Genomic DNA, 21,013 nt, shown 5'->3' on the forward strand with positions numbered 1-21,013 from the left:
AGCAGCGGTTTGGTGGGAAGGCAGTTCATCCCATTAGCTCATCGCATTTTTGGCAGAATGGGAGCAACCGGCCATCGCGCATCCTGAACGAGATCCGCAGATAGCTTCCACAGTCTGGGCAGTGATCCGGTAGCATTTCTTTGTGCGATGGGCAGACGACCCGCTCCGCCAGCTGCCATTCCGCCCGCATATGGCTGTCATGCCCTTCTGCCATCGGCATCGAAACAAGCGAGGCAAACCTGACGCTTTACGGCAATGCGGTGGCCGCCGCCGTGGGGCTTGGGCGCTGGCCCGGTCTGGCCGAGGCGGCGGCGGCGCTGGCCCCACCGGTGCGGGAGATCCGGCCCGACCCGGCGCGGTCGGCGCAATACCGGCGTCTGCTTGTGCAATACCGGCAAGCGGTGGACGTTCTGGCGCCAATTCTGCACGATCTGGCGGATGGGATTCTGGCGGAGCCTCCGGCATGAGCGACGACACCGACCGCATTTCGAACCGGCTGCCGCAGGAAGGCGGGCGCGACCAGCTGATGGTCAGCATCGCGCGCATGACCTATCAGCAGAACAAGACGCTGACAGAGATCGCCGCCGAAACCGGCCTGAACCGCTGGCAGGTCAGCCGCCTGCTGCAGGAGGCGCGCGATCTGGGCATCGTCCGGATCGAGATCGTGCCGCGCACCCTGCGCCATCCCGAACTGGAGGCGCGGCTGATCCATGCCTTCGGGCTGCAGGATGCGGTGGTGGTGCCCGGCCCCGCCGAAGAGGGGCCCGATGGCGTGGCGCAGGCGGCGGGCCAGTATCTGGCCGCGCTGAAACCCAAACCCAGCAGCATCGGCGTGTCCTGGGGCCGCACCATGGCGGCGGTGGCGCATTGGCTGCCGTCAGACTGGGCCGAGGGGATCAGCGTGGTGCAGATCAACGGCACCGTGGCCCCAGTGCCGGGCATCGCCCATCACAACGACGTGGCCGAAACCTTTGCCCGCAAGGGCCGGGGCCGGATGATCCCGCTGCCGGTTCCGGCCATCGTCGGCGAGATCCTGACCCGGGAGGTGCTGGAAAAGGACCGCATCGTTGCCGATGTGCTGCGGCAGGCCGAGGCGGCGCAGGTGCTGGCCTTTTCGCTCGGCGTGGCGGGCGAGGGCTCGGTGCTGCAGCGGTCGGGCAATATCCTGAAGCCCGAAATGGCCGGGCTGCTGCGGGCGGGCGCGGTGGGCGACGTGCTGGGCCATTTCATCAGCCGACAGGGCGAGATCGTCGATCCCGATCTTGACGCCCGCACCATCGGCCTGACCCTGAGCAATCTCAGGCAGCACGGGCGGTCCATCGGCATCGTCTCGGGTCAGGAAAAACACGACGTCACGCTTGGCACGCTCAGGGCCGGGCTTATCACCGTTCTCGTCACCGACGAGGCCACCGCAACCTTTGCACTGGAGCATGCCCATGACCGTTAACCCCGCCAGAGCCGCGCAGGCCATGCCCCAGAGCGGCGGGCAGCCCGGCGCCAACAGCCATCGCAACCCGGGCCAGCCGCTGGATCCGGCCCTGTTCGAGGGTCATGCGGTCAACCGCAGCGCGGCAGAGCGGCGCGCGGCCACGCTGGTGACGCGACGCTCGGTCAAGAAGGAGTGGCAGGCGGCGTGGCTGGTGAACGCCATCCGCTGCATCGACCTGACCACGCTTTCCGGCGATGACACGGCGGAACGGGTGCGGCGGCTTTGCGCCAAGGCGCGCCAGCCGCTGGCCCCGCATATCATCGAAGGGCTGGGCATCGCGGATCTGGGGCTGACCACCGGCGCCGTCTGCGTCTATCCCACCATGGTTGGTGCGGCGGTGGCCGCCCTGCAGGGCAGCGGCATTCCGGTCGCCTCCGTCGCGACCGGCTTTCCGGCGGGGCTGATGCCCCTGCCCCTGCGGCTGGAGGAAATCCGCTATGCCGTGGCCGAGGGTGCCGAGGAGATCGACATCGTCATCACCCGCGAACATGTGCTGACCGGCAACTGGCAGGCGCTTTATGACGAGGTGGCAGCCATGCGCGAGGCCTGCGGGGCGGCGCATCTGAAGGCCATTCTAGGCACGGGCGACCTGCAGACGCTGCGCAATGTCTATTCCGCCTCCATGGTCGCGATGATGGCCGGGGCGGATTTCATCAAGACCTCGACCGGCAAGGAAGGGGTGAACGCCACCCTGCCCGTCAGTCTGGTGATGGTGCGCGCCCTGCGCGATTACCGCGACGCCACCGGTCACCGTGTCGGGTTCAAGCCTGCGGGCGGGATGAAATCCGCCAAGGACGCGCTGAACTGGCAGGTCCTGATGCGCGAGGAGATGGGGCGCGACTGGCTGCAGCCGGATCTGTTCCGTCTGGGCGCCTCGTCGATGCTGGGCGATATCGAACGGCAGCTCGATCACCATGTCACCGGGCGCTACGCCGCCTCGTCCCGCCACGCCCTTGCCTGAGGAGCCCCGGAAATGACCTCGATCACGGATATTCTGCACACCATGGATTACGGCCCCGCCCCCGAAGACAGCGCCATCGTGCGCGACTGGCTGCACCGGCACGAGGCGGGCTTCGGCCATTTCATCGATGGCGCCTTCACCGCACCGGGCGAAAGCTTTGCGGTGACCGATCCCGCCACCGGCGCGGTTCTGGCCCATGTCACTCAGGGCAGCGAGGCCGATGTGGACGCGGCGGTAACCGCCGCGCGCGCGGCACAGCCCGGCTGGGCGGCCCTGCCGGGACATGACCGCGCCCGGCATCTTTACGCGCTGGCCCGCCACATCCAGCAGCATGCCCGCTTTCTGGCGGTGCTGGAGACGCTCGACAGCGGCAAGCCGATCCGCGAAAGCCGCGACATCGACCTGCCGCTGGTGGTGCGCCATGTCTACCATCACGCCGGATGGGCCGAGATCCTCGCCGATGAATTTCCCGGCGCCACCCCGCACGGGGTCTGCGGTCAGGTCATCCCGTGGAATTTCCCGCTGCTGATGCTGGCATGGAAAGTCGCACCCGCGCTTGCGGCGGGCAATACCGTGGTGCTGAAGCCTGCCGAATACACCCCGCTGACCGCACTGGCGCTGGCGGAAATCGCGCGCGAGGCCGGTCTGCCCAAGGGCGTGCTGAACATCGTCACCGGCGATGGTGCGACCGGCGCCGCCCTGACCGGCCATCCGGGGGTGGACAAGGTCGCCTTCACCGGCTCGACCGAGGTGGGGCGGCTGATCCGCCGCCAGACCGCCGGATCCGGCAAGGCGCTGACGCTGGAACTGGGGGGCAAGTCGCCCTTCCTTGTCTTTGCCGATGCCGACCTGGATGCGGCGGTCGAAGGCGTGGTCGATTCGATCTGGTTCAATCAGGGGCAGGTCTGCTGCGCAGGTTCGCGCATTCTGGTGGCCGAAGCCGTGGCCCCGCGCTTTACCGAGCTGCTGCGGCGGCGCATGGCCACGCTGATCACCGGCAACCCGATGGAGAAATCCACCGATCTTGGCGCCATCGTCCACCCCGTGCAGCTGGAGCGTATCCGCGCGCTGGTCGATCAGGGCCGGGCCGAGGGGGCGCAGATCCATCAGGGCGAGGCGCCGGAGGGCTGTTTCTATCCGCCGACGCTGGTCACCGGCGTGGCGCCCGCCTCGGTCCTGTCGACGGAGGAGATCTTTGGCCCCGTCGTCACGCTGACCCCCTTCCGCACCCCCGAAGATGCGGTGGCGCTGGCCAATAACAGCCGCTACGGGCTTGCCGCCTCGGTCTGGTCCGAAAATGTCAATCTGGCGCTCGACATGGCGGCGAAGGTGAAGGCCGGGGTGGTCTGGATCAACGCCGCCAATCTATTTGACGCGGGCGCGGCCTTTGGCGGCATGCGCGAAAGCGGGTTCGGGCGCGAGGGCGCGCGGGCGGGCATGGCGGCCTATCTGACCCACCCCGCCCCAAAACCGAAACAGCCCGAGGCCCCCCCTGCCCCGCTGGAGGCCACCCCCGCGCAGGGCCTGCCCGTTATGGCCATCGACCGCACCGCCAAGCTTTATGTGGGCGGCAAGCAGGCCCGTCCGGACAGCGGCTATTCCTATGCGGTGACCGGGGCGCAGGGGGCGGTGGGGCTGGCACCGCTTGGCAGCCGCAAGGACATCCGCAATGCCGTGGAGGCCGCCCATGCCGCCAAGGGCTGGGGCGCGCAGACCGGGCATAACCGCGCGCAGGTGCTGTATTATCTTGCCGAGAACCTTGCCGCCCGCGCCACCGAATTCGAGGACCGGCTGCGCAGCTTCGGCCAGAGCGGCGACAGCGCCCGCACCGAGGTACAGACCGCGATCCGCCGGGTGTTCTGGTATGCCGCGCAGGCCGACAAGTTCGATGGCGCGGTGCAGTCCACCAAATCCGCGCATGTGACGCTGGCGATGAACGAACCGCTGGGGGTGATGGGGATCCTCTGCCCCACCGCACAGCCGCTTCTGGGCTTCGTGTCGCTGGTGTTGCCCGCCATCGCCATGGGCAACCGCGTGGTGGTGGTGCCGTCGCAGACCCATCCGCTGGCGGTGACCGACCTTTATCAGGTGATGGACACCTCCGACCTGCCGGGCGGCGTGGTCAATATCGTCACCGGCGAGCGCGACGTGCTGGCAAAAACGCTGGCCGATCATGACGATGTGGCGGCGGTCTGGTATTTCGGCACGGCAGCCGGTGCCAAGGCGGTCGAAACCGCCTCCGCCGGCAACCTCAAGCAGACATGGACCGAAGACGGCGCCGCGCGCGGCTGGACCGGCGCCGAAGGTCAGGGCAGGCTGTTCCTGCAGCGCGCCACGCAGGTCAAAACCGTCTGGGTGCCCTATGGCGAGTGACTTTGCACGCTGATCCCGCGCCCGCCGCTGACCGCAACAGGCCAGCGGCGGGCCGTTGCAGGGGATGGAATCACTCCTCCCCCTGCCCTTCCATCCTCCGGTTTTGACCCCGCAGATCTGCCCCCTGCCCCGCCTGGGGCGCCAAATGCCCCCGGATCCGGCGAAATCCTTGCGGTTTTTGCGCAGTTATCCACAAGATGGGGCAGAAAATGCTTGCTCGACTCGCGCCGCTCGGGCCAATACTTACGGCAACAAGCGAATAAGACGCCGCAAAGTGTAACACACGGCTTACGGCTCAGAGGGCAGTAAATGAACCAAGCGAACAGGATCGATCTCCTGGTCGGGCAGCATGCGGCCGACCTGTCGAAGCGGCTTCAGGCGCATCGGCAGCAGCTGTTTCCGCCCGACACCAAACGCACCCTGCGCAAGTTCACCAGCGGCGAGGTAGCGCAGCTTCTGGGAGTCAAGGACGCCTATCTGCGGCGGCTGCATCTGGACGGGCGCGGCCCCGAACCGGAAACGCGCGCCGGGGGCCGCCGCTATTATTCCCCGGAGAATATCCAGGAACTGCGCCAGATGCTGGAAAAGGGCACCAAATCGCCCGGATCCTACCTGCCGGGACGGCGCGAGGGCGACCATCTTCAGGTGATCTCCGTCATCAACTTCAAGGGCGGCTCGGCCAAGACCACCACTTCGGCGCATCTGGCGCAGAAGCTGGCGCTGGACGGTTACCGGGTGCTGGCCATTGATCTCGACGCGCAGGCCTCGCTGTCGGCGCTGCACGGGTTCCAGCCGGAATTCGATCTGCTGGACGGCGGCACGCTGTATGACGCGATCCGCTACGATGACCCGGTGCCGCTGAGCGAGGTGATCCAGAAGACCTATTTCACCAATCTGGACATCGTGCCCGGCAATCTGGACCTGATGGAATTCGAGCACGAAACCCCGCGCGCGCTGTCGCAGCGGTCGGGGGAGCTGTTCTTTACCCGCATCGGCGAAGCCTTGGGCGAGGTAGAGGCGAATTATGACGTGGTGGTGATCGACTGCCCGCCGCAGCTTGGCTTTCTGACCATGTCGGCGCTGTCGGCGGCCACTGCGGTGCTGGTGACGGTGCATCCGCAGATGCTGGATGTCATGTCCATGTGCCAGTTCCTGCTGATGACCTCGAACCTGCTGGGCGTCGTGGCAGAGGCGGGGGGCGACATGTCCTATGACTGGCTGCGCTATCTGGTGACCCGGTACGAACCCGGCGACGGGCCGCAGAACCAGATGGTCAGTTTCATGCGGTCGATGTTCGGCGATCATGTGCTGAACCATCCGGTGCTGAAATCCACCGCCATTTCCGATGCCGGGATCACCAAGCAGACGCTTTACGAGGTGGAGCGGACCCAGTTCACCCGGTCGACCTATGAGCGCGCGATGGAAAGCCTGAACGCCTCCACCGGCGAGATCGAGGATCTGATCCAGAAAGCATGGGGGCGCTGAGATGGCACGCAAGAACCTCCTCGAAAACCTGATGAAAGGCGGGGAGGATTCCCCCCCCTCCCCGGCCCAGCCCCGGCGGAGTGCCGGCGCCATCGGCGCGGTCAGCCAGTCCCTTGCCGATCTGAAGATGCGCGCGCTGGTCGAGGTGCCGCCCGATCTGATCGACGATGCCGGGCTCGACGACCGGCTGGACAGCGATCCCGAGGGCATCGCCGCGCTTTGCGAGAGCATCCGCGAATATGGCCAGCAGGTGCCGGTGATGCTGCGGCATTCCCCCAGCACCGAAGGCCGCTTCGAAATCGTCTATGGCCGCCGCCGGGTCGCCGCGCTGAAACAGCTGCACCAGCCGGTGCGCGCCATGGTGCGCGATCTGTCCGACAAGGATCTGATCGTGGCGCAGGGGCAGGAAAACTCTGCCCGGCGCGATCTGACCTTCATCGAAAAGGCGCGCTTTGCCCAGCAGATGGAACAGGGCGGTTTTGACCGCAAGGTGATCTGCGACGCGCTGCATATCGACAAGACCGTGGTCAGCCGCATGCTGACCGTGGCGGATGCCGTGCCAGAGCCGGTGATCCGCGCCATTGGCGCCGCCCCCTCTGCCGGTCGAGACCGGTGGATGGCGCTGGCCAAGCTGTTTGGCGACCGGACCCCGCAGGAGGTTGCGGCGCTGGCCCATGGCGAGACATCTGACAGCCGGTTCAAGGCGGTCTACACCGCCCTCGCCCGGCCCAAACCCGCCGCCACACCCGAAGTCGTCACTGATGCCGATGGGCGCGCGCTGGCGCAGGTCCGGCGCAAGCGCGGCCAGACCACGCTGACCGTGACCTCGGAAGACGGGTTCGACATCTGGCTGATAGAAAACTTCGACCGTCTGCACCGCGATTACCTCGCGGCGCTTGGCGAAGACGAGCAGTAAACCAACACAGGAGGCACAAGACAGGCCAAAGAAAAGACCCCCCAAGACTGACGTCCCGAGAGGCCCGTTTCTTACTCGCACTTCGAAGCTACCTCTCTTTGTTGACAGCTGTCAACCGCTCGACGAGTCAGCGGGATGATTTTCTGTTGCCTGCGTGACAGCAGATGCAGACATACATATCGACGCCCCAGCGGCGGCGGCCAGAGACGGCTGTCCAATCGCCAGAAAACAAATGGCGCATCCTGCGCGACCTGACCACGGCCCGGAAAAGCTTCGGCCTGTCGGATCGCGCGCTGACAGTGCTGTCCGCGCTGCTGAGCTTTCACCGGAGCGACGATCTGACGGCGGAGACGGTGGTCTTTCCCTCCAACCGGGTGCTCGGCGACCGGGCCAACGGCATGCCCGAAAGCACGCTGCGGCGCCATCTGTCGTCGCTGGTCGAAGCCGGGCTGATCACACGCCGCGATTCCCCGAACCGCAAGCGCTATGCCCGCCACACCGAAAGCGGGCTGATCCCCTTCGGCTTCGATCTGAGCCCCCTGCTCCGCCAGAGCGACGTCATCGCCGCCGAGGCAGATCGCATCCTCAAGGAAGACGCCCGACGGAAGGAGCTGCGCGAAGCGGTCATGGTCACGCTGCAGGCGCTTGCGGCACATCCCGCCTATGCCAGTGACTGCGCTGATTTGAACGCCATCCGGCAGCGCCTGCGCCGCAAGCTTGACATCGATGCACTAACCATCCTGCTTGCCGACCTGCGCGCGGCGCTTGCCGACCTCACCCCAGCTGCCACAGCCGAGACACAAGATCTGACCGGCAATGACAGCCAGAATGAGCGGCACATACAGGATTCAGATAAATCCCTTATTGAATCTGAACCAGAAACGACCGCGCCCAAAACTAGCCAGCCGTCATTGGCCATGGTGACCGCGCTTTGCACGGAACTGGCGGTTTACGATCCCTCCCCCATCCGACGCTGGGGAGATTTCATAGAAAAAGCCGCGCGGATTGCCCCGATGATGGGCATATCTGTCGACACATGGCGACAGGCCTGCGCGACAATGACCGCCTCTGGCGCCTCGATCACCGTGGCCGCGATGCTGCAGAAGTTCAGTAAAATTCGCAATCCGGGGGGCTATTTGCGCAGTCTTGCCCGCAAGGCGGCTGGAAGCGGATTTTCCCCCATGCCGATGCTGCACGCCTTGGCACGGGGGGCGAGTTGACAGCTGTCAACTTTTGCTTTGCCCTGCCCCTCATGAAGACTGGACGGACATGACAAGGATTGCCATATTCAGGGCACGCCCGATCCATGGGAGATATGTGATGGCAACGATGAACGTGTCGATCCCGGACCCGATGAAAGCCTGGGTGGAGGAGCGCGCCCGCGATGGCAGCTTCAGCAATGCCAGCGACTATGTGCGTCATCTGATCCGCCGCGATCAGGACCGCGCCCGCGCGGTCGCCCAGTTGCAGACCGCCATCAGCGACGGGATCGAAAGCGGCGAAGCCCAGCCCTTTGACGCTACGGCGTTCAAGGACCGGATGCGCCGCACCTATGGCGGATGACCTGACAGGGATCAGGCTCCGCCCAAGGGCGCAGGCCGATCTGGAAGACATCTGGCGGTTTGGCGCAGAAACATGGTCGCCCGAACAGGCGGACAGATACCTGGACGGGCTGCTGGCCGCTTTCGGGCTTCTGCGTGAAATGCCCCTGATCGCCCGCGAACGGGACGAGTTTTCTCCCCCGGTTCGCATCCATCCCACCGGGCCCCATCTGGTGATCTACCGCATCGCCGACCGCCATCTGGATGTGCTGCGCGTGCTTGGCGGACGTCAGGACTGGCACAGGCTGCTGGACGCGCTGGACTGACCTCTTCTGCGCGTCCATACCCAAGATGCAATCCCGCGCTGGCCTGACAGGGCATTCCATCACGCCGCGCCTCGGACTAGACCCGCCGCACAAGCAAGAAGCAGGAGAGCCCCATGCAGAAGATCATCGCAAGCGTTCTGGCCCTGAGCGTGCTGGCAGGCTGTGCGGGCACTGCCCCGGGTGCCGGGGCCCTGGGCGCGCGCTACGAAGTCCATGGCGTCGAAGAGGGCGATTTCCTGAAGCTGCGCGGCGGGCCGGGGACCGGGTTCGAAACCTATGTTGGTCTGCCCAACGGCACCGTGCTTCGGCTGCAGGACTGCACGCAGACCGGCGGAACGCGCTGGTGCAGGGTGGCGCTGGACCGCGCGCCCGGGCTCGAAGGCTTCGTGTCCTGGGCCTATCTGCGCGAGATCTGAGCGGGGCAGGGGGCGCCATTGCATCTGGGTGACGAGGGGGCAGGCAAGACGGATCGGAACCCCAACCCTCCGCTCTGCATTGAGAAACGAGACCCGAAGACGGGACCGATGCAGATCAAGACGGAGGAACCGGAAAATGACCAAGCGTTTTCTTGCCACCACCACAACCGCCCTGACCCTCGTTTTTGCTGGCGCCGCAGCGCAGGCCGATGACCGGGCCAGCGTTACGGAACAGGCGTCCGAAGCTGCGGGCGCCATCGCAGACACCGCCTATGCCGTTGGCGAAAGCGCCACGGATGCCGCGCAGGCCGGGGTGGAAGCCGTGGGTGCCGATGACGCCTACAGCGCCGCGTCGGATGTGTCTGCGCAGCTGGATGCCGCACTCACCAATGACGCCGTGGTGCGCAGCAGCGATGGCGAGGTGATCGGCACCGTGTCCAAGCGGGACATGACCGCCAGCCGCGTGATCATCGACCTTGATGGCGAAATGGAAGGCGCTGACGAGCGCGCCATCGAAAACGCGGCCGTTTCGGTGAACCGCCTGTCGGTGAATGCGGACGAAGAACTGGTCCTGAACATGTCCGAAGAGGAATTCGCCGCAGCGCTGCGGACGGCGACCGAGGTGCGGGTCGACGACAACGGCTGATCCGCCGGACACATACATCTGACCGAAGACAGGGCCGCTCCGCAGGGGGCGGACTTTGTCGTTCCGGATTGAGGCCCAGTGCGGCAGATCGTTCCCGCCCTGGAAAATCTCGAGGCGGCGCTTGAGGTGGCGTCAGGCGGGATCTCGGCTATGTTGAGGGCGTTGAAGCCATTCATGAGCGCGATGCGGATGTAGATTTCGGTGATCTGGTAGTTCGGGTCTCTTGCGGCGATGCATTCCTCGAACGCCTTCAGGCAGCGCATTTTCGCCTCAATCTGGCTTCGGGCATGATATCCGGTCCAGCGCTTCCAGAACGCCCTGCCGTAGTGCCGTGTGGCGCGCAAGGTTACATTTCGGGCGATCGCGGACGGGAAGTTTTCTTTCCAAGGCCGCAATTCTTGCGGATCCGGATAATCGGAGTGGTCTGGTGGTAAATGATGACGGTGTGGCAGCGGCGGGTGTCATGGGCACCGTCGGCGGTCACCGTGCCGATCTCTGTACCCTCGGGGAACTGATAGAGCAGTTCCGGTAGCACGGGACTGTCGCCATCGCGGCTAGGGGTGAACTTCACCGCCCGGAGCCCGAATGAGCGGTGTACATGGCCAGATGGACCTTGCGCCACTGGCGTCGACTCTGAATGCCGTGCTTGCGGGCATGCCATTCGCATCACCGAGAAACTTGATCCCAGTGCTGTCCACCAGCAAGTTCAGAGGGCCATCAGCGCGCCGATACGGGATCTGGACGGCCAGCGTCTTCTGCTGCCGGGACAGGGTGGTGTAGTCGGGCAACGCCCAATCCAGACCCGCCATCTATAACAGGCTGGCCACCATACCCGTCGTTTGCCGGAGCGGCAGTTTGAACAGAACCTTGATGGTCAGACAGAACTGGATCGCCGCATCCGAGAACACCGCAGGCCGACCGGGGCTGCCGTCATGCGGCGCGCGCCAGAACATCTCCTTGTCCAGCCAGATCAGCAGTGATCCGCACTTGTAAAGCGAAGCAGTGTAGCTGGACCAGTTCGTCGTGCGGTATTGGGTGGGCGCAGATTTGCTAATACACGTCACCTAACTGCATGGATTCGTGAGGGGAATCCTCGACGGCCAGAGTTGTGAAATAACGTCCCTTGCGACAAAAAGCGCCCGCCGCATCAGCGGAAAATCTGCCGGTATTCTTCCAGCGACCGGTTTAGCGCCTTGGCGCGCGAGCCGCGCTTTTCGGGAAGGTCCAGTTTGGCCTCGTTGATCACCATGATATGCGCGCGCAGCGCCTCGGCGGCCTGATCGGGGTCACCGGCTTCGAGGTGGCGCAGGATCTGCTTGTGCTCGCCGAAGGACTGCTTGCGATAGGCGCCGGTGCCGGCCTGAAGCCGCACGCGCAGGGCCTTGATGGCCGGGGCGGTCAGGTCATAGGCCTGCGGCAGGTAGCTGTTGCCGGAATTGTTGATGAAGGCCAGATGGTATTCCATGTCGGCGGCCTCGTAGTCTTTCCAGTTCCCCTCGCCCAAGGCCTTTTCCATGCGCGGGATGGTCGTGGCGAGCGTGTCCAGAACGGTGGCCCGCGCCGCCTGCAGCGACAGGCGCATCCCCGCCGTTTCCAGAATGGCGCGGAAGCTGCTCATCTCGTGGACGTCCTCGCGGCTTGGCGAAAAGACATAGGTGCCCGCCTGCGGCACGATGGTCACCAGCCGCCGGTCGCGCAGTTCCAGAAAGGCGGTCCGGACCGGGGCCTTGCTCATTTCCAGAGCCTCGGCGATCTGCACCTCCGACAGGCGCTCTCCGAAGGCCAGATCACCCGAGACGATCGCGTCTCGGATGCGCGTGAAAGCCAGTTTGCTCAGCGACACGTCGCTCTCCTCCGGGTCAAAGTCCGGGACTCGCCTCATGCGCGTCCGGGGTCCGGAGGCGCGCTGAACCCCGTTCTATCGCCGCCCACCGGTCAAGTCCATTTACGCCACTTGACAGGTAAAATGAAATACTAGAATTCTAGATGAGACGAATTTGAGGAAAGGATGCCCAGCAAATGACCCGGTTCCGTCTCCTGACGCCAGATGCGCAGTATCCTGACGACGCCCTGATCGAGCGCGAGACGGCGGGCCCCGACGTGCACTGGAGCATCCATCGTGCAAGACAGCCCGACGCGATCCCCGCCGAGGACTGGCGGCAGGCCGATGCGCTGGTGGTCTGGCACGAGATGCCGGTGGGCGCGGAGGTCATCTCCAAGCTCGAGCGCTGCAAGATCATCGTCCGGGCCGGGGTGGGCTTCGATCACATCGATCTGGAGGCCGCCGCCGCCAAGGGCATTCCGGTCTGCAACACGCCCGATTACGGCACCAGCGAGGTGGCCGACCATGCCATCGCGATGATGCTGAACTTCAAGCGCGGGCTGACCTCCTATCACCGCGCGCTGGTCGCCTCGCCGCAGGAGGGGTTCGACCATGCCCGCGCGCCGCTGACCGGGCGGCTGCGCGGGCGCACGCTTGGCCTCGTCGGGCTGGGGCGCATCGGCACGGCGACGGCGCTGCGCGCCAAGGCTTTCGGGCTGCATGTGGTGGGCTATGACCCGCATGTGTCGCGCGGCACCGAAATCGCGCTCGGGGTGCAGCGGGTCGAAAGCCTGCAGGCCTTGCTGGAGGTCAGCGACATCGTCAGCCTGCACTGTCCGCTGACCGAAGAAACGCGCGGCATGATCAATGCCGAGACGCTGCGGCAGATGAAGCCCGGCGCCATCGTCATCAATACCGCGCGCGGCGCGATCGTGGATGTGCCGGCGCTGCTGGAGGCGCTGCGGGACAAGGTGATCGCGGGGGCCGCGCTGGATGTCCTGCCGGTCGAGCCGCCCGCGCCGGATGATCCGATCTCGCGCGCCTATGCGGACCGGAGCGATCCGCTGACTGGCGAAAGGCTGCTGCTGACGCCGCATGCGGCATGGTCGAGCCCGGAAAGCGTCGCGGATGCGCGGCGGCTGTCGGTGGAGACGGCCATGCTGCGGCTGCGGGAGGGGCGCATCCGCAATCTGGTCAACAGGCCGGAGGACATCCTGGTTCCGGCCGCCGAATAGGCGGGGACCGGGCGGGGAGGAGGCCCGGAGCGGTGCACGTTCCGGGGGCGGCCATGTCCCGCGACAGGCGGGGCAGGCCAGAGATGCCAGTTGATCCATAGGGAGGAGAAGATATGGCCAGAACGATCAGGATGACGATGCTTGCCGCCATGATGACGGCAACGGCGGGAGGGGCTGCACAGGCGCAGGACTTCTCGTTCACCTTCCAGTCGGTGGACCCGGCGGGAAATCCCAATTTCCAGATCCAGAACGAATGGACGGAGCGCGTCGGCGTGATGAGCGGCGGCCGCATCGAGATCGAGCTGCTGCCCGTGGGCGCCGTCGTCGAATATAACGAGACGCAGGATGCCGTGGGGGCCGGGATTCTGGACGGGCACATCACCGATGTCAGCTATTTCTCCGGCAAGGATCCGGCCTTTGGCCTTGCCGCCAATCCGATCGGCGCATGGTCCTCGCCCGAGGAGATGTTCCGCTTCATGCGCTATGGCGGCGGCAACGAGATGATGGCCGCGCTTGAGGAGCCGTATAACCTCAAGTTTGTCGGCGCGACCACGACCGGGCTGGAAGGGTTTGTGTCCAAACGGCCGCTGGACGGGGTGGATGACCTTGAAGGTCTCAAGGTGCGCGCGCCCGAAGGGCTGATCCAGCAGGTCTTTGCCGCCGCTGGCGCGGTTCCCGTCAACCTGCCCTATGCCGAGGTGTTCACCGCGCTCGACAAGGGGGTGATTGACGCTGCGGATTCCACCGTCTTCTCGACCAACCAGTCGCAGGGGCTGCACAAGGCGGGCAACCATCCGGTCTATCCCGGCTTCCATTCCATGCCGCTGGTGGAAGTGTCGATGAATCTGGATGTCTGGAACAGCCTTCCGGCGGATCTTCAGGAAATCATGACCGTCTCGGTGCGGGATCTGGCCACCGACATGGTGTCGCAGCTGTCGATCAAGGATCTGGAGGCGGTCGCCGAGGCCAAGGCCAATCCCGACATCACCGTCCATAACTGGCCCGCCGAGGAACGCGCCCGCTTCCGCACCATCGCCATGGGCCAGTGGGAGAATGTGGCCGCGCAGTCCGACAATGCCAAGCAGGTCTATGACACCCTGACGAGCTATCTCAAGGCACAGGGCCTGCTGGACTGAGTGACCCGCGGACGGGCGACCATGTCGCCCGTCCCGTTCCCCCCTGCAATCAACCGGATGACTTCACATGGCGGAGCCTGACCCTGTCGCGCGCCCGGGGATCCCCGAGGCGGCGCTTTCTCACCCCAGAACCCTGCCGGAAGCGGGCCGGATCGGCCGGAGCATCGACCGGGTCGCGGCGGTCTTTGCGCTTGGCATCGTGCTGGCCATGGCCATCCTCGTGCTGGAGGTGATCACGCGGTATTTCTTCAACGCGCCCACCACATGGGCGCATGAGACCTCGACCTTTCTCAGCGCCATCACCTTCATCTTCGGCGGCCTGCTCTGTGTGGCGCGCAATTCGCACATCCGGGTCGTGCTGCTTTATGATCTTGTCCGGGGCCGGGCGCTGCAGGTGCTCAACGCCGTGATCTCGCTGACCTGCATGATCTCCACCGGGTTTTTCGCCTGGGCCGCATGGCACATGGTGCGCAAGGCGATCTTCCGGCCTTCGGGGGATTTCTTTCTTGAAACCAGCGGCAGCGCGTGGAATTCGCCCGCGCCCGCGCTGATCAAGATCTTTCTGTTTCTGGTGCTCATCGTCATGAGCGGCCAGTTCCTGCTGCTGACTTTCAGCTACATGCGGGCCGCACGGGCCCCAGAACGGGCGGACCGGTGATGGATGTCATTTCTTCGGTGCTGGATCTCTCCAGCCTCGGAATCGAGGGCGGCACGCTGCTGATGTTCGGCCTGCTGCTTGTCCTGCTGCTGACGGGCATGCCGCTGGCGCTGGTGACGCTGCTGGTGGCGCTGCTGTTCGCGCTTGGCTGGTTCGGGCCGATGGCGGTGCCGCTGATCACCAGCCGCGTCTATTCCTTCGTTTCCTCCTTCGTCTTCGTCTCCGTGCCGATGTTCGTGCTGATGGCGGCGATCCTCGACCGGTCCGGGATCGCCCGCGACCTTTTCGACGCGATGAAACTGGTGGCGGGCCGGGTCAAAGGCGGCGTGGCGGTCCAGACGATCTTCGTCGCCGTCATTCTGGCCGCCATGAGCGGCATCATCGGCGGCGAGATCGTGCTGCTGGGTCTGGTGGCGCTGCCGCAGATGCTGCGGCAGGGCTATGACCGCCGTCTTGCCATCGGCGTGGTCTGCGCGGGCGGCTCGCTCGGCACCATGGTGCCGCCCTCCATCGTGCTGATCATCTATGGCCTGACGGCGAATGTCTCGGTGGGCGAGCTGTTTACCGCCGCTTTCGTGCCGGGCTTCATGCTGGCCGCGATGTATGTCGCCTATGTCGTGTTCCGCTCCTATACCGATCCCACCGCCGCCCCGCCCCCCGAGACCCGGAAGATGCCCGCAGCCGAGCAGCTGAAGCTGCTGCGCGGGCTGATCCTGCCCGGCCTCGTCGTGGTCTTCGTGCTGGGCTCCATCTATGGCGGGATCGCCTCGGTGACCGAAGCTTCTGCCGTGGGGGTGGCGGGGGTGATCCTGTCGACCCTGCTGCGGCGGGAATTCAGCTTCGCCATGCTGCTCGACGCGGCGCTGCACACGCTGACCACCGTCGGCATGATCGTCTGGATCGGCATCGGCGCCAGTGCGCTGGTCGGGGTCTACAACCTGATGGGCGGCATCGATTTCATCTCGTCGCTCATTGCCGGGGTGTCGGACAACACCACGGTCATCGTCCTGACCATGATGCTGATCCTGTTCGTGCTGGGCATGTTCCTTGACTGGGTGGGGATCGCGCTGCTGACCATGCCGATCTTTGTGCCGGTCATCCGCGATCTGGGGCTGGATCCGATCTGGTTCGGCGTGCTTTTTGCCATGAACATGCAGGTGTCGTTCCTGACCCCGCCCTTTGGCCCGGCGGCGTTCTACTTGAAAAGCGTGACCCCGCCCGACATCACGCTGGGCGAGATCTTCCGGTCGCTGGTGCCCTTCATCTGCCTGCAGGTGATTGCGGTCGGCCTGCTGATCGCCTTCCCGCAGATCGCCGTCTACTGAGGCTGCGGTCGCTTGCAGGATCCCGCGAACAGGGCAGGTCGCTTGAGCCGGATGCGCCATGGCAGGGCGGGGGCGGGCAGGGACCGGTCCGGGCTGAACCACAGTGTCATGACATGGTCCCCCGGCGGCGGGTCGGCAGGTCAGGACCAGACAGATATGCGAAAGGCGGCCCCGTGAGCGAGCGGATCGACAGCGGAAGCTATGATTACATCATCGTCGGCGCCGGATCGGCCGGATGCGTGCTGGCCAACCGGCTGAGCGCGGATCCGCGCTGCCGGGTGCTGCTGCTGGAGGCGGGCGGCAGCGACAACCGCTTCTGGGTGCATGTGCCGATGGGCTATCTTTACGCCATGGGCAATCCCAGCATGGACTGGTGTTTCCGCACCGAAGCCGAGGAGCATCTGGGCGGGCGGGCGCTGAACTATCCGCGCGGCAAGATGCTGGGCGGCTGCTCGTCGATCAACGGCATGATCTACATGCGCGGTCAGGCGCGGGATTACGACCAGTGGCGGCAGATGGGCAATGCGGGCTGGGGCTGGGACGAGGTGCTGCCCTATTTCCGCAAATCCGAACATCACTGGGGCCCGGCGGATGCGCATCACGGCAGGGGGGGCGAATTGCGGGTCGAGCAGCAGCGCCTCAACTGGCCCATCCTTGACGTGGCGGCGGCGGCAGCCGAGGAAATCGGCATCCCGCGGACCGAGGATTTCAACGACGGCGACAACGAAGGCACCGGCTATTTCCCGGTCACCCAGCGCGGCGGGCTGCGCTGGAATGCCCGCAAGGCCTTCCTGACCCCGGCGCGGAAACGTCCGAACCTGCGGATCGAGACCGGCGCGCAGGTTGAACGGCTGGTGCTGGAGGGCCGCCGCGCCACGGGGGTGGAGTACCTGCTGAAAGGGCGGCACCATCGCGCCCATGCCGGGCGGGAGGTGGTGCTGTCGGCGGGGGCCATCGGCACGCCGCAGATTCTGGAACTGTCGGGCATCGGCGATCCCGACCTGCTGTCGGAGCATGGCCTCACGCCCCGCCATGCGCTGCCGGGGGTGGGAGAGAACCTGCAGGACCATCTGCAGCTGCGGACGGTCTGGAAGATCAGCGGCGCCAGAACCCTCAACGACCAGGTGGCCAGCCTGCCGGGCCGGATCGGGATCGGGCTGGAATACCTGCTGCGCCGGTCCGGACCGATGTCCATGGCACCCAGCCAGCTTGGCATCTTCTGCCGCTCCTCGCCGCGCGAAGCCTCGGCGAATGTCGAATTCCATGTGCAGCCGCTGTCGCTGGACAGCTTCGGATCGCCGCTGCATCCCTATCCGGGGCTGACCGTGTCGGTCTGCAACCTGCGACCCGAAAGCCGTGGCAGCGTGCATCTGCGCAGCGCCAGAGCGGGCGACGCCCCGGCCATCCGCCCGCGCTATCTGACCGCAGAGCAGGACCGCATCGTGGCGGTGGAAAGCCTGCGCCTTGCCCGGGCGCTGATGCAGACCGCCGCCATGCGGCCCCACGACCCGCAGGAGGTTCTGCCCGGCCCCCGGATGCAGAGCGATGCCGATCTGGTGCAGGCCGCCGGGCAGGTCGGCACCACCATCTTCCATCCCGTCGGCACCGCCCGCATGGGGCAGGACGCCATGGCGGTGGTCGATGCCGACCTGCGGGTGCATGGCATCGCCGGACTGCGCGTCGCCGATGCCTCGATCATGCCGACCATCGTGTCGGGCAACACCCATGCGCCGGTGACCATGATCGCGGAAAAAGCGGCGGATCTTCTCATTGGCGCCCGGAACGGCTGACCGGCTCAGCCCCCGGCAGGCTGCGACAGGCCCGACAGGATCGGGCAGTCCGGGCGCTGGTCGCCGGAACAGGCCTCCACCAGCGTGGTGAGCGTGGTCTGCATCGCCTGAAGCTCGGCGATCTTCTGCTCGATCTCCGCAAGATGGTCGCGGGCGATCTGCCGGACGTCGCTGCTGGCGCGGCCCTCGTCCTCGTAAAGCGCGAGCAGGGAGCGGCACTGTTCAATGGTGAAGCCCAGCGACCGGGCGCGGCCAAGGAAGGTCAGCTTGTGCAGGTCGGTATCGCGGAAGCGGCGGTAGCCATTGGCGCCGCGCTGCGGGCGGACAAGGCCGATCTCCTCGTAATAGCGGATGGTCTTGGCGGGCAGGCCCGAGCGGGTGGCCACGTCTTTGATGTTCATCGTCTTCTCCGTGATCGTCTCCAGCTAGATGGGGCGCATCTGCGGGACCGGCAACGGCAACGGCCCGGCCTTCGCCGCCGCCTCCGGGTGGTCCGGGGCCGGGTCCGGTCGATAAAGGCGTGACATTGCGTGCAGAACCCCCAAAACTCCGCGTGTCACGGATCAGCAGCAGGACCCAGAAGATGCGCATGTCGGAGCAGGTGAAATCGGCCATCACAACCGCGGTCGAGGAGGGGTTTGCGGAGCAAATCGAATTTACCAAGGTTCTGGTGCGCTTCCCCTCCACCCGCGGCAGGGAGCAGGAGGTGGTCGAGTTTGTCGCCGCAGAACTGGCGCGGCGCGGCTACGAGATGGACCGGTTCGAGATGGATCGCGCCGCTATCGAGGCGCATGAGGGCGCGGGCAGATACAGCCCCGAGCATTCGACGGCGCAGATCGTGGTCGGCACGCATCGCCCCCGGCAGGAGGTGGGGCGGTCGCTGATCCTGCAGGCGCATGTGGATGTGGTGCCCGCCGGGCCGGAGGACATGTGGCGCCATCCGCCCTTCGAGCCGCATGTGGAGGGCGACTGGCTTTACGGGCGCGGCGGCGCCGACATGAAGGCCGGGCAGGCGCAGATCTTCTTCGCGCTGGACGCGCTGCGCCGCGCGGGATTTGTCCCCGCCGCGCGGGTGCATCTGCAGACCGTCGTGGAAGAGGAATCGACCGGCAACGGTGCCCTGATGACCTATCTGCGGGGCTATGACGCGGAGGCGGTCCTGATCCCGGAACCCGAGGAGGAGATGCTGGTGCGTGCCAATGTCGGCACGCTCTGGTTTCAGGTCGAGGTGCGGGGCATGCCGGTGCATGTGCGCGAAATGGGCAGCGGCGCCAATGCCATAGATGCCGCCTATCGCGTGATCGGGGCGCTGCGGCAGCTGGAAGAGGCGTGGAACGCCGAGAAGGCGGAGCACCGGTTCTTCGAAGACGTGGAGCATCCGATCAATCTCAATATCGGCAGGATCGAAGGCGGGGACTGGGCCTCTTCCGTGCCGGCATGGTGCCGGGTCGACTGCCGCATCGCGATCTATCCCGGCATCAAGGCCGCCGAGGCCGCGCGCGAGATCGAGGACACGATCCGCGCCTTTGCCGAAGCTGATCCCTATCTGAAGGCGTGGCCGCCGCGCGTCACCTTCAACGGCTTTTTCGCGGAAGGCTACGCGCTGGAACCCGGATCCGAGGCCGAGGCGGTGCTGTCAGCGGCCCATCGCGCCGCCACCGGCGAGGAACTGGCAAGCTTCGTGACGCCCGGCTATCTCGACTGCCGGGTCTACCAGCTTTACAACCGGATCCCGTCGCTGTGTTACGGGCCGATTTCGGAAAACATCCATGGCGTCGACGAACGGGTGAGCGTGGAGTCGCTGCGCCGCACCACAACCACCATGGCGCTGTTCATCGCCGAATGGTGCGGGCTCGAAGCCATCGAGCGCTGAGCGTCACCGCTGGCCCGCAGCGTCGGGTTTTCCGCGTTCCCGCACATGACAGGCGACGCGATGCCCCGGCACGGGTTCGAAGGGGCGCCTGCGGCAGCGTAACCATAGCCGCAGCGGGCGTCGCGCGGCAAAAGGGATCTGTGCCGCGCCCCGGTCAGCGGAGGCGGGCAGGCCGGGGCTGATCCCGCCTCGCGGCGGGCCGCGTCAGGGTTTTGATGAACGGTCGGCGGAAGCGCGCACAGCCCACGGGCCGGGGCCGTGCCCCGGCGGGGCGCGGCTCAGCCGTTGGCGCGGTCGCGGCGCAGCTGTTCGAGCAGGTGGCGTTCGGCCCCCCGCGCATGTTCTTCCACCACGGCGGCGGCGGCGTTTTCATCTGCGGCGGCAATCGCGGCGATGATGCGGCGATGTTCCTCGTTCTGGGCGCGGCGGCGGGCGGGGCTGGCGGGATAGCGCAGCGCCAGCGCATGAACCACCTGCCCGTGCCGTTCGCGGATCGCCAGCGCCTCGCTGTTGAAATGGTTGCCATAGGTGACCTGATGGAAGGCGTCGTCCAGCACGTCGAGCCGGACCTGATCGGGACCGTCCAGTGCCTCGATCTCCTCCTGAATCGCCACCATCCGCGCGATCTCCTCCCGCGAGGCATGGCCTACGAAGAGGCGGATCAGGTAGGGTTCAATCAGGGCGCGGATGTCGAAGATGTTGCGCACGAACGCCTCGTCAAGCATGCGCACGCGCGCGCCCCGGTTGCGCGACAGGATCACGAAGCCTTCGCCGCTGAGCTGGTGCAGGGCCTCGCGCACGGGATTGATGCTGACATCGTAGCGCCGCGCCAGATCCTGCGTTTTCAGCCGCGAGCCCGCAGGCAGCGCACCGCTTACGATGTCGCCCCGCATCCGGACATGCAGGGGGGTGGCCTCCGCTGGTTCGGTGTCCTCGGCCTGCGGGTGCCCCGGCACGCCAGCCCTCCCTCGAAGCTCAGCATCAGACATGATCACGGTCCCATTGTTCAAGAGCTTGCGAT

At 65.9% G+C, this 21,013-nt stretch carries 20 protein-coding genes and 1 pseudogene; 17 read left to right on the forward strand and 4 right to left on the reverse strand.

Annotated features, from left to right (window positions below):
- Positions 1-140: 140 nt before the first annotated feature.
- The 11 genes from VK682_RS10790 (at position 141) to VK682_RS10840 (ending at position 10,153) form a co-directional block, all read left to right on the forward strand.
- Positions 141-467, forward strand: coding sequence for a hypothetical protein (locus tag VK682_RS10790; protein ID WP_324781783.1), 327 nt, complete (start codon positions 141-143; stop codon positions 465-467).
- Positions 464-1,447, forward strand: coding sequence for a sugar-binding transcriptional regulator (locus VK682_RS10795; protein WP_324781784.1), 984 nt, complete (start codon positions 464-466; stop codon positions 1,445-1,447). The genes VK682_RS10790 and VK682_RS10795 overlap by 4 nt, the downstream gene beginning before the upstream one ends.
- A 22-nt stretch (positions 1,448-1,469) precedes the next feature.
- On the forward strand, positions 1,470-2,450 hold the full coding sequence (gene deoC, locus VK682_RS10800; RefSeq protein WP_324782004.1) for a deoxyribose-phosphate aldolase: 981 nt from the start codon (positions 1,470-1,472) through the stop codon (positions 2,448-2,450).
- A gap of 12 nt (positions 2,451-2,462) precedes the next feature.
- Positions 2,463-4,823 (forward strand): aldehyde dehydrogenase family protein, encoded by a 2,361-nt coding sequence (locus tag VK682_RS10805; protein ID WP_324781785.1) that lies wholly within the window; start codon positions 2,463-2,465, stop codon positions 4,821-4,823.
- Between the two features lie 309 nt (positions 4,824-5,132).
- Positions 5,133-6,308 (forward strand): plasmid partitioning protein RepA, encoded by a 1,176-nt coding sequence (gene repA, locus VK682_RS10810; RefSeq protein ID WP_089849649.1) that lies wholly within the window; start codon positions 5,133-5,135, stop codon positions 6,306-6,308.
- A gap of 1 nt (position 6,309) precedes the next feature.
- Entirely contained in the window at positions 6,310-7,224 is a 915-nt protein-coding gene (gene repB, locus VK682_RS10815; protein WP_324781786.1) for a plasmid partitioning protein RepB, read from the forward strand.
- Positions 7,225-7,388: 164 nt separating this feature from the next.
- Positions 7,389-8,444, forward strand: coding sequence for a plasmid replication protein RepC (gene repC / locus VK682_RS10820; protein WP_324781787.1), 1,056 nt, complete (start codon positions 7,389-7,391; stop codon positions 8,442-8,444).
- A gap of 100 nt (positions 8,445-8,544) precedes the next feature.
- Positions 8,545-8,787, forward strand: a complete 243-nt coding sequence (locus VK682_RS10825; RefSeq protein ID WP_324781788.1) for a type II toxin-antitoxin system ParD family antitoxin — start codon at positions 8,545-8,547, stop codon at positions 8,785-8,787.
- Entirely contained in the window at positions 8,777-9,091 is a 315-nt protein-coding gene (locus VK682_RS10830; protein ID WP_324781789.1) for a type II toxin-antitoxin system RelE/ParE family toxin, read from the forward strand. The genes VK682_RS10825 and VK682_RS10830 overlap by 11 nt, the downstream gene beginning before the upstream one ends.
- A gap of 113 nt (positions 9,092-9,204) precedes the next feature.
- Positions 9,205-9,507 carry an SH3 domain-containing protein gene (locus tag VK682_RS10835; protein WP_324781790.1) on the forward strand — a complete coding sequence of 101 codons (303 nt, stop codon included), beginning with the start codon at positions 9,205-9,207 and terminating at the stop codon, positions 9,505-9,507.
- 136 nt (positions 9,508-9,643) lie between these two features.
- Positions 9,644-10,153, forward strand: a complete 510-nt coding sequence (locus VK682_RS10840) for a hypothetical protein (RefSeq protein ID WP_324781791.1) — start codon at positions 9,644-9,646, stop codon at positions 10,151-10,153.
- 140 nt (positions 10,154-10,293) lie between these two features.
- Here the strand turns inward: VK682_RS10840 and VK682_RS10845 are convergent.
- Positions 10,294-11,208: pseudogene (locus tag VK682_RS10845) on the reverse strand (IS5 family transposase); the annotation flags it as partial.
- A 92-nt stretch (positions 11,209-11,300) separates the two neighbouring features.
- Positions 11,301-11,996: a GntR family transcriptional regulator gene (locus VK682_RS10850; RefSeq protein WP_324781792.1), complete on the reverse strand. Its 696-nt coding sequence runs from the start codon at positions 11,994-11,996 to the stop codon at positions 11,301-11,303.
- A gap of 176 nt (positions 11,997-12,172) precedes the next feature.
- Between VK682_RS10850 and VK682_RS10855 the strand changes: the two genes are divergently transcribed.
- The 5 genes from VK682_RS10855 to VK682_RS10875 all read left to right on the forward strand — a co-directional run bounded on the left by VK682_RS10855 (position 12,173) and on the right by VK682_RS10875 (position 18,119).
- Positions 12,173-13,210, forward strand: a complete 1,038-nt coding sequence (locus tag VK682_RS10855) for a C-terminal binding protein (protein WP_324781793.1) — start codon at positions 12,173-12,175, stop codon at positions 13,208-13,210.
- Positions 13,211-13,323: 113 nt separating this feature from the next.
- Entirely contained in the window at positions 13,324-14,346 is a 1,023-nt protein-coding gene (locus VK682_RS10860) for a TRAP transporter substrate-binding protein (RefSeq protein ID WP_207543610.1), read from the forward strand.
- A gap of 67 nt (positions 14,347-14,413) precedes the next feature.
- Entirely contained in the window at positions 14,414-15,004 is a 591-nt protein-coding gene (locus VK682_RS10865; protein ID WP_324781794.1) for a TRAP transporter small permease subunit, read from the forward strand.
- On the forward strand, positions 15,004-16,329 hold the full coding sequence (locus VK682_RS10870; protein WP_089846513.1) for a TRAP transporter large permease: 1,326 nt from the start codon (positions 15,004-15,006) through the stop codon (positions 16,327-16,329). The genes VK682_RS10865 and VK682_RS10870 overlap by 1 nt, the downstream gene beginning before the upstream one ends.
- Positions 16,330-16,502: 173 nt before the next feature.
- A complete protein-coding gene (locus tag VK682_RS10875; RefSeq protein WP_324781795.1) occupies positions 16,503-18,119 on the forward strand; it encodes a GMC family oxidoreductase in 1,617 nt (538 codons plus the stop codon).
- A 5-nt stretch (positions 18,120-18,124) separates the two neighbouring features.
- On the opposite strand, the gene cueR is transcribed toward VK682_RS10875, so the two are convergent.
- Positions 18,125-18,520 (reverse strand): Cu(I)-responsive transcriptional regulator, encoded by a 396-nt coding sequence (cueR, locus tag VK682_RS10880; RefSeq protein WP_324781796.1) that lies wholly within the window; start codon positions 18,518-18,520, stop codon positions 18,125-18,127.
- A gap of 182 nt (positions 18,521-18,702) precedes the next feature.
- Between cueR and VK682_RS10885 the strand changes: the two genes are divergently transcribed.
- Positions 18,703-19,992 (forward strand): ArgE/DapE family deacylase, encoded by a 1,290-nt coding sequence (locus VK682_RS10885; RefSeq protein WP_324781797.1) that lies wholly within the window; start codon positions 18,703-18,705, stop codon positions 19,990-19,992.
- Positions 19,993-20,270: 278 nt separating this feature from the next.
- Here the strand turns inward: VK682_RS10885 and VK682_RS10890 are convergent, their stop codons facing one another.
- A complete protein-coding gene (locus VK682_RS10890) occupies positions 20,271-20,948 on the reverse strand; it encodes a GntR family transcriptional regulator (protein ID WP_324781798.1) in 678 nt (225 codons plus the stop codon).
- Between the last annotated feature and the right edge of the window lie 65 nt (positions 20,949-21,013).

It is taken from the genome of Salipiger marinus, from assembly GCF_035481585.1.
Lineage (GTDB): Bacteria > Pseudomonadota > Alphaproteobacteria > Rhodobacterales > Rhodobacteraceae > Salipiger > Salipiger marinus.

Coding starts and splice junctions, on each gene's coding strand:
- VK682_RS10825 (WP_324781788.1), top strand. CDS start 8,545: ATGGCAACGATGAACGTGTCGATCCCGGACCCGATGAAAGCCTGGGTG.
- VK682_RS10805 (WP_324781785.1), top strand. CDS start 2,463: ATGACCTCGATCACGGATATTCTGCACACCATGGATTACGGCCCCGCC.
- repB (WP_324781786.1), top strand. CDS start 6,310: ATGGCACGCAAGAACCTCCTCGAAAACCTGATGAAAGGCGGGGAGGAT.
- repA (WP_089849649.1), top strand. CDS start 5,133: ATGAACCAAGCGAACAGGATCGATCTCCTGGTCGGGCAGCATGCGGCC.
- VK682_RS10870 (WP_089846513.1), top strand. CDS start 15,004: ATGGATGTCATTTCTTCGGTGCTGGATCTCTCCAGCCTCGGAATCGAG.
- VK682_RS10865 (WP_324781794.1), top strand. CDS start 14,414: ATGGCGGAGCCTGACCCTGTCGCGCGCCCGGGGATCCCCGAGGCGGCG.
- deoC (WP_324782004.1), top strand. CDS start 1,470: ATGCCCCAGAGCGGCGGGCAGCCCGGCGCCAACAGCCATCGCAACCCG.
- VK682_RS10795 (WP_324781784.1), top strand. CDS start 464: ATGAGCGACGACACCGACCGCATTTCGAACCGGCTGCCGCAGGAAGGC.
- VK682_RS10835 (WP_324781790.1), top strand. CDS start 9,205: ATGCAGAAGATCATCGCAAGCGTTCTGGCCCTGAGCGTGCTGGCAGGC.
- VK682_RS10840 (WP_324781791.1), top strand. CDS start 9,644: ATGACCAAGCGTTTTCTTGCCACCACCACAACCGCCCTGACCCTCGTT.
- VK682_RS10885 (WP_324781797.1), top strand. CDS start 18,703: ATGCGCATGTCGGAGCAGGTGAAATCGGCCATCACAACCGCGGTCGAG.
- VK682_RS10830 (WP_324781789.1), top strand. CDS start 8,777: ATGGCGGATGACCTGACAGGGATCAGGCTCCGCCCAAGGGCGCAGGCC.
- repC (WP_324781787.1), top strand. CDS start 7,389: ATGCAGACATACATATCGACGCCCCAGCGGCGGCGGCCAGAGACGGCT.
- VK682_RS10855 (WP_324781793.1), top strand. CDS start 12,173: ATGACCCGGTTCCGTCTCCTGACGCCAGATGCGCAGTATCCTGACGAC.
- VK682_RS10860 (WP_207543610.1), top strand. CDS start 13,324: ATGGCCAGAACGATCAGGATGACGATGCTTGCCGCCATGATGACGGCA.
- cueR (WP_324781796.1), bottom strand. CDS start 18,520: ATGAACATCAAAGACGTGGCCACCCGCTCGGGCCTGCCCGCCAAGACC.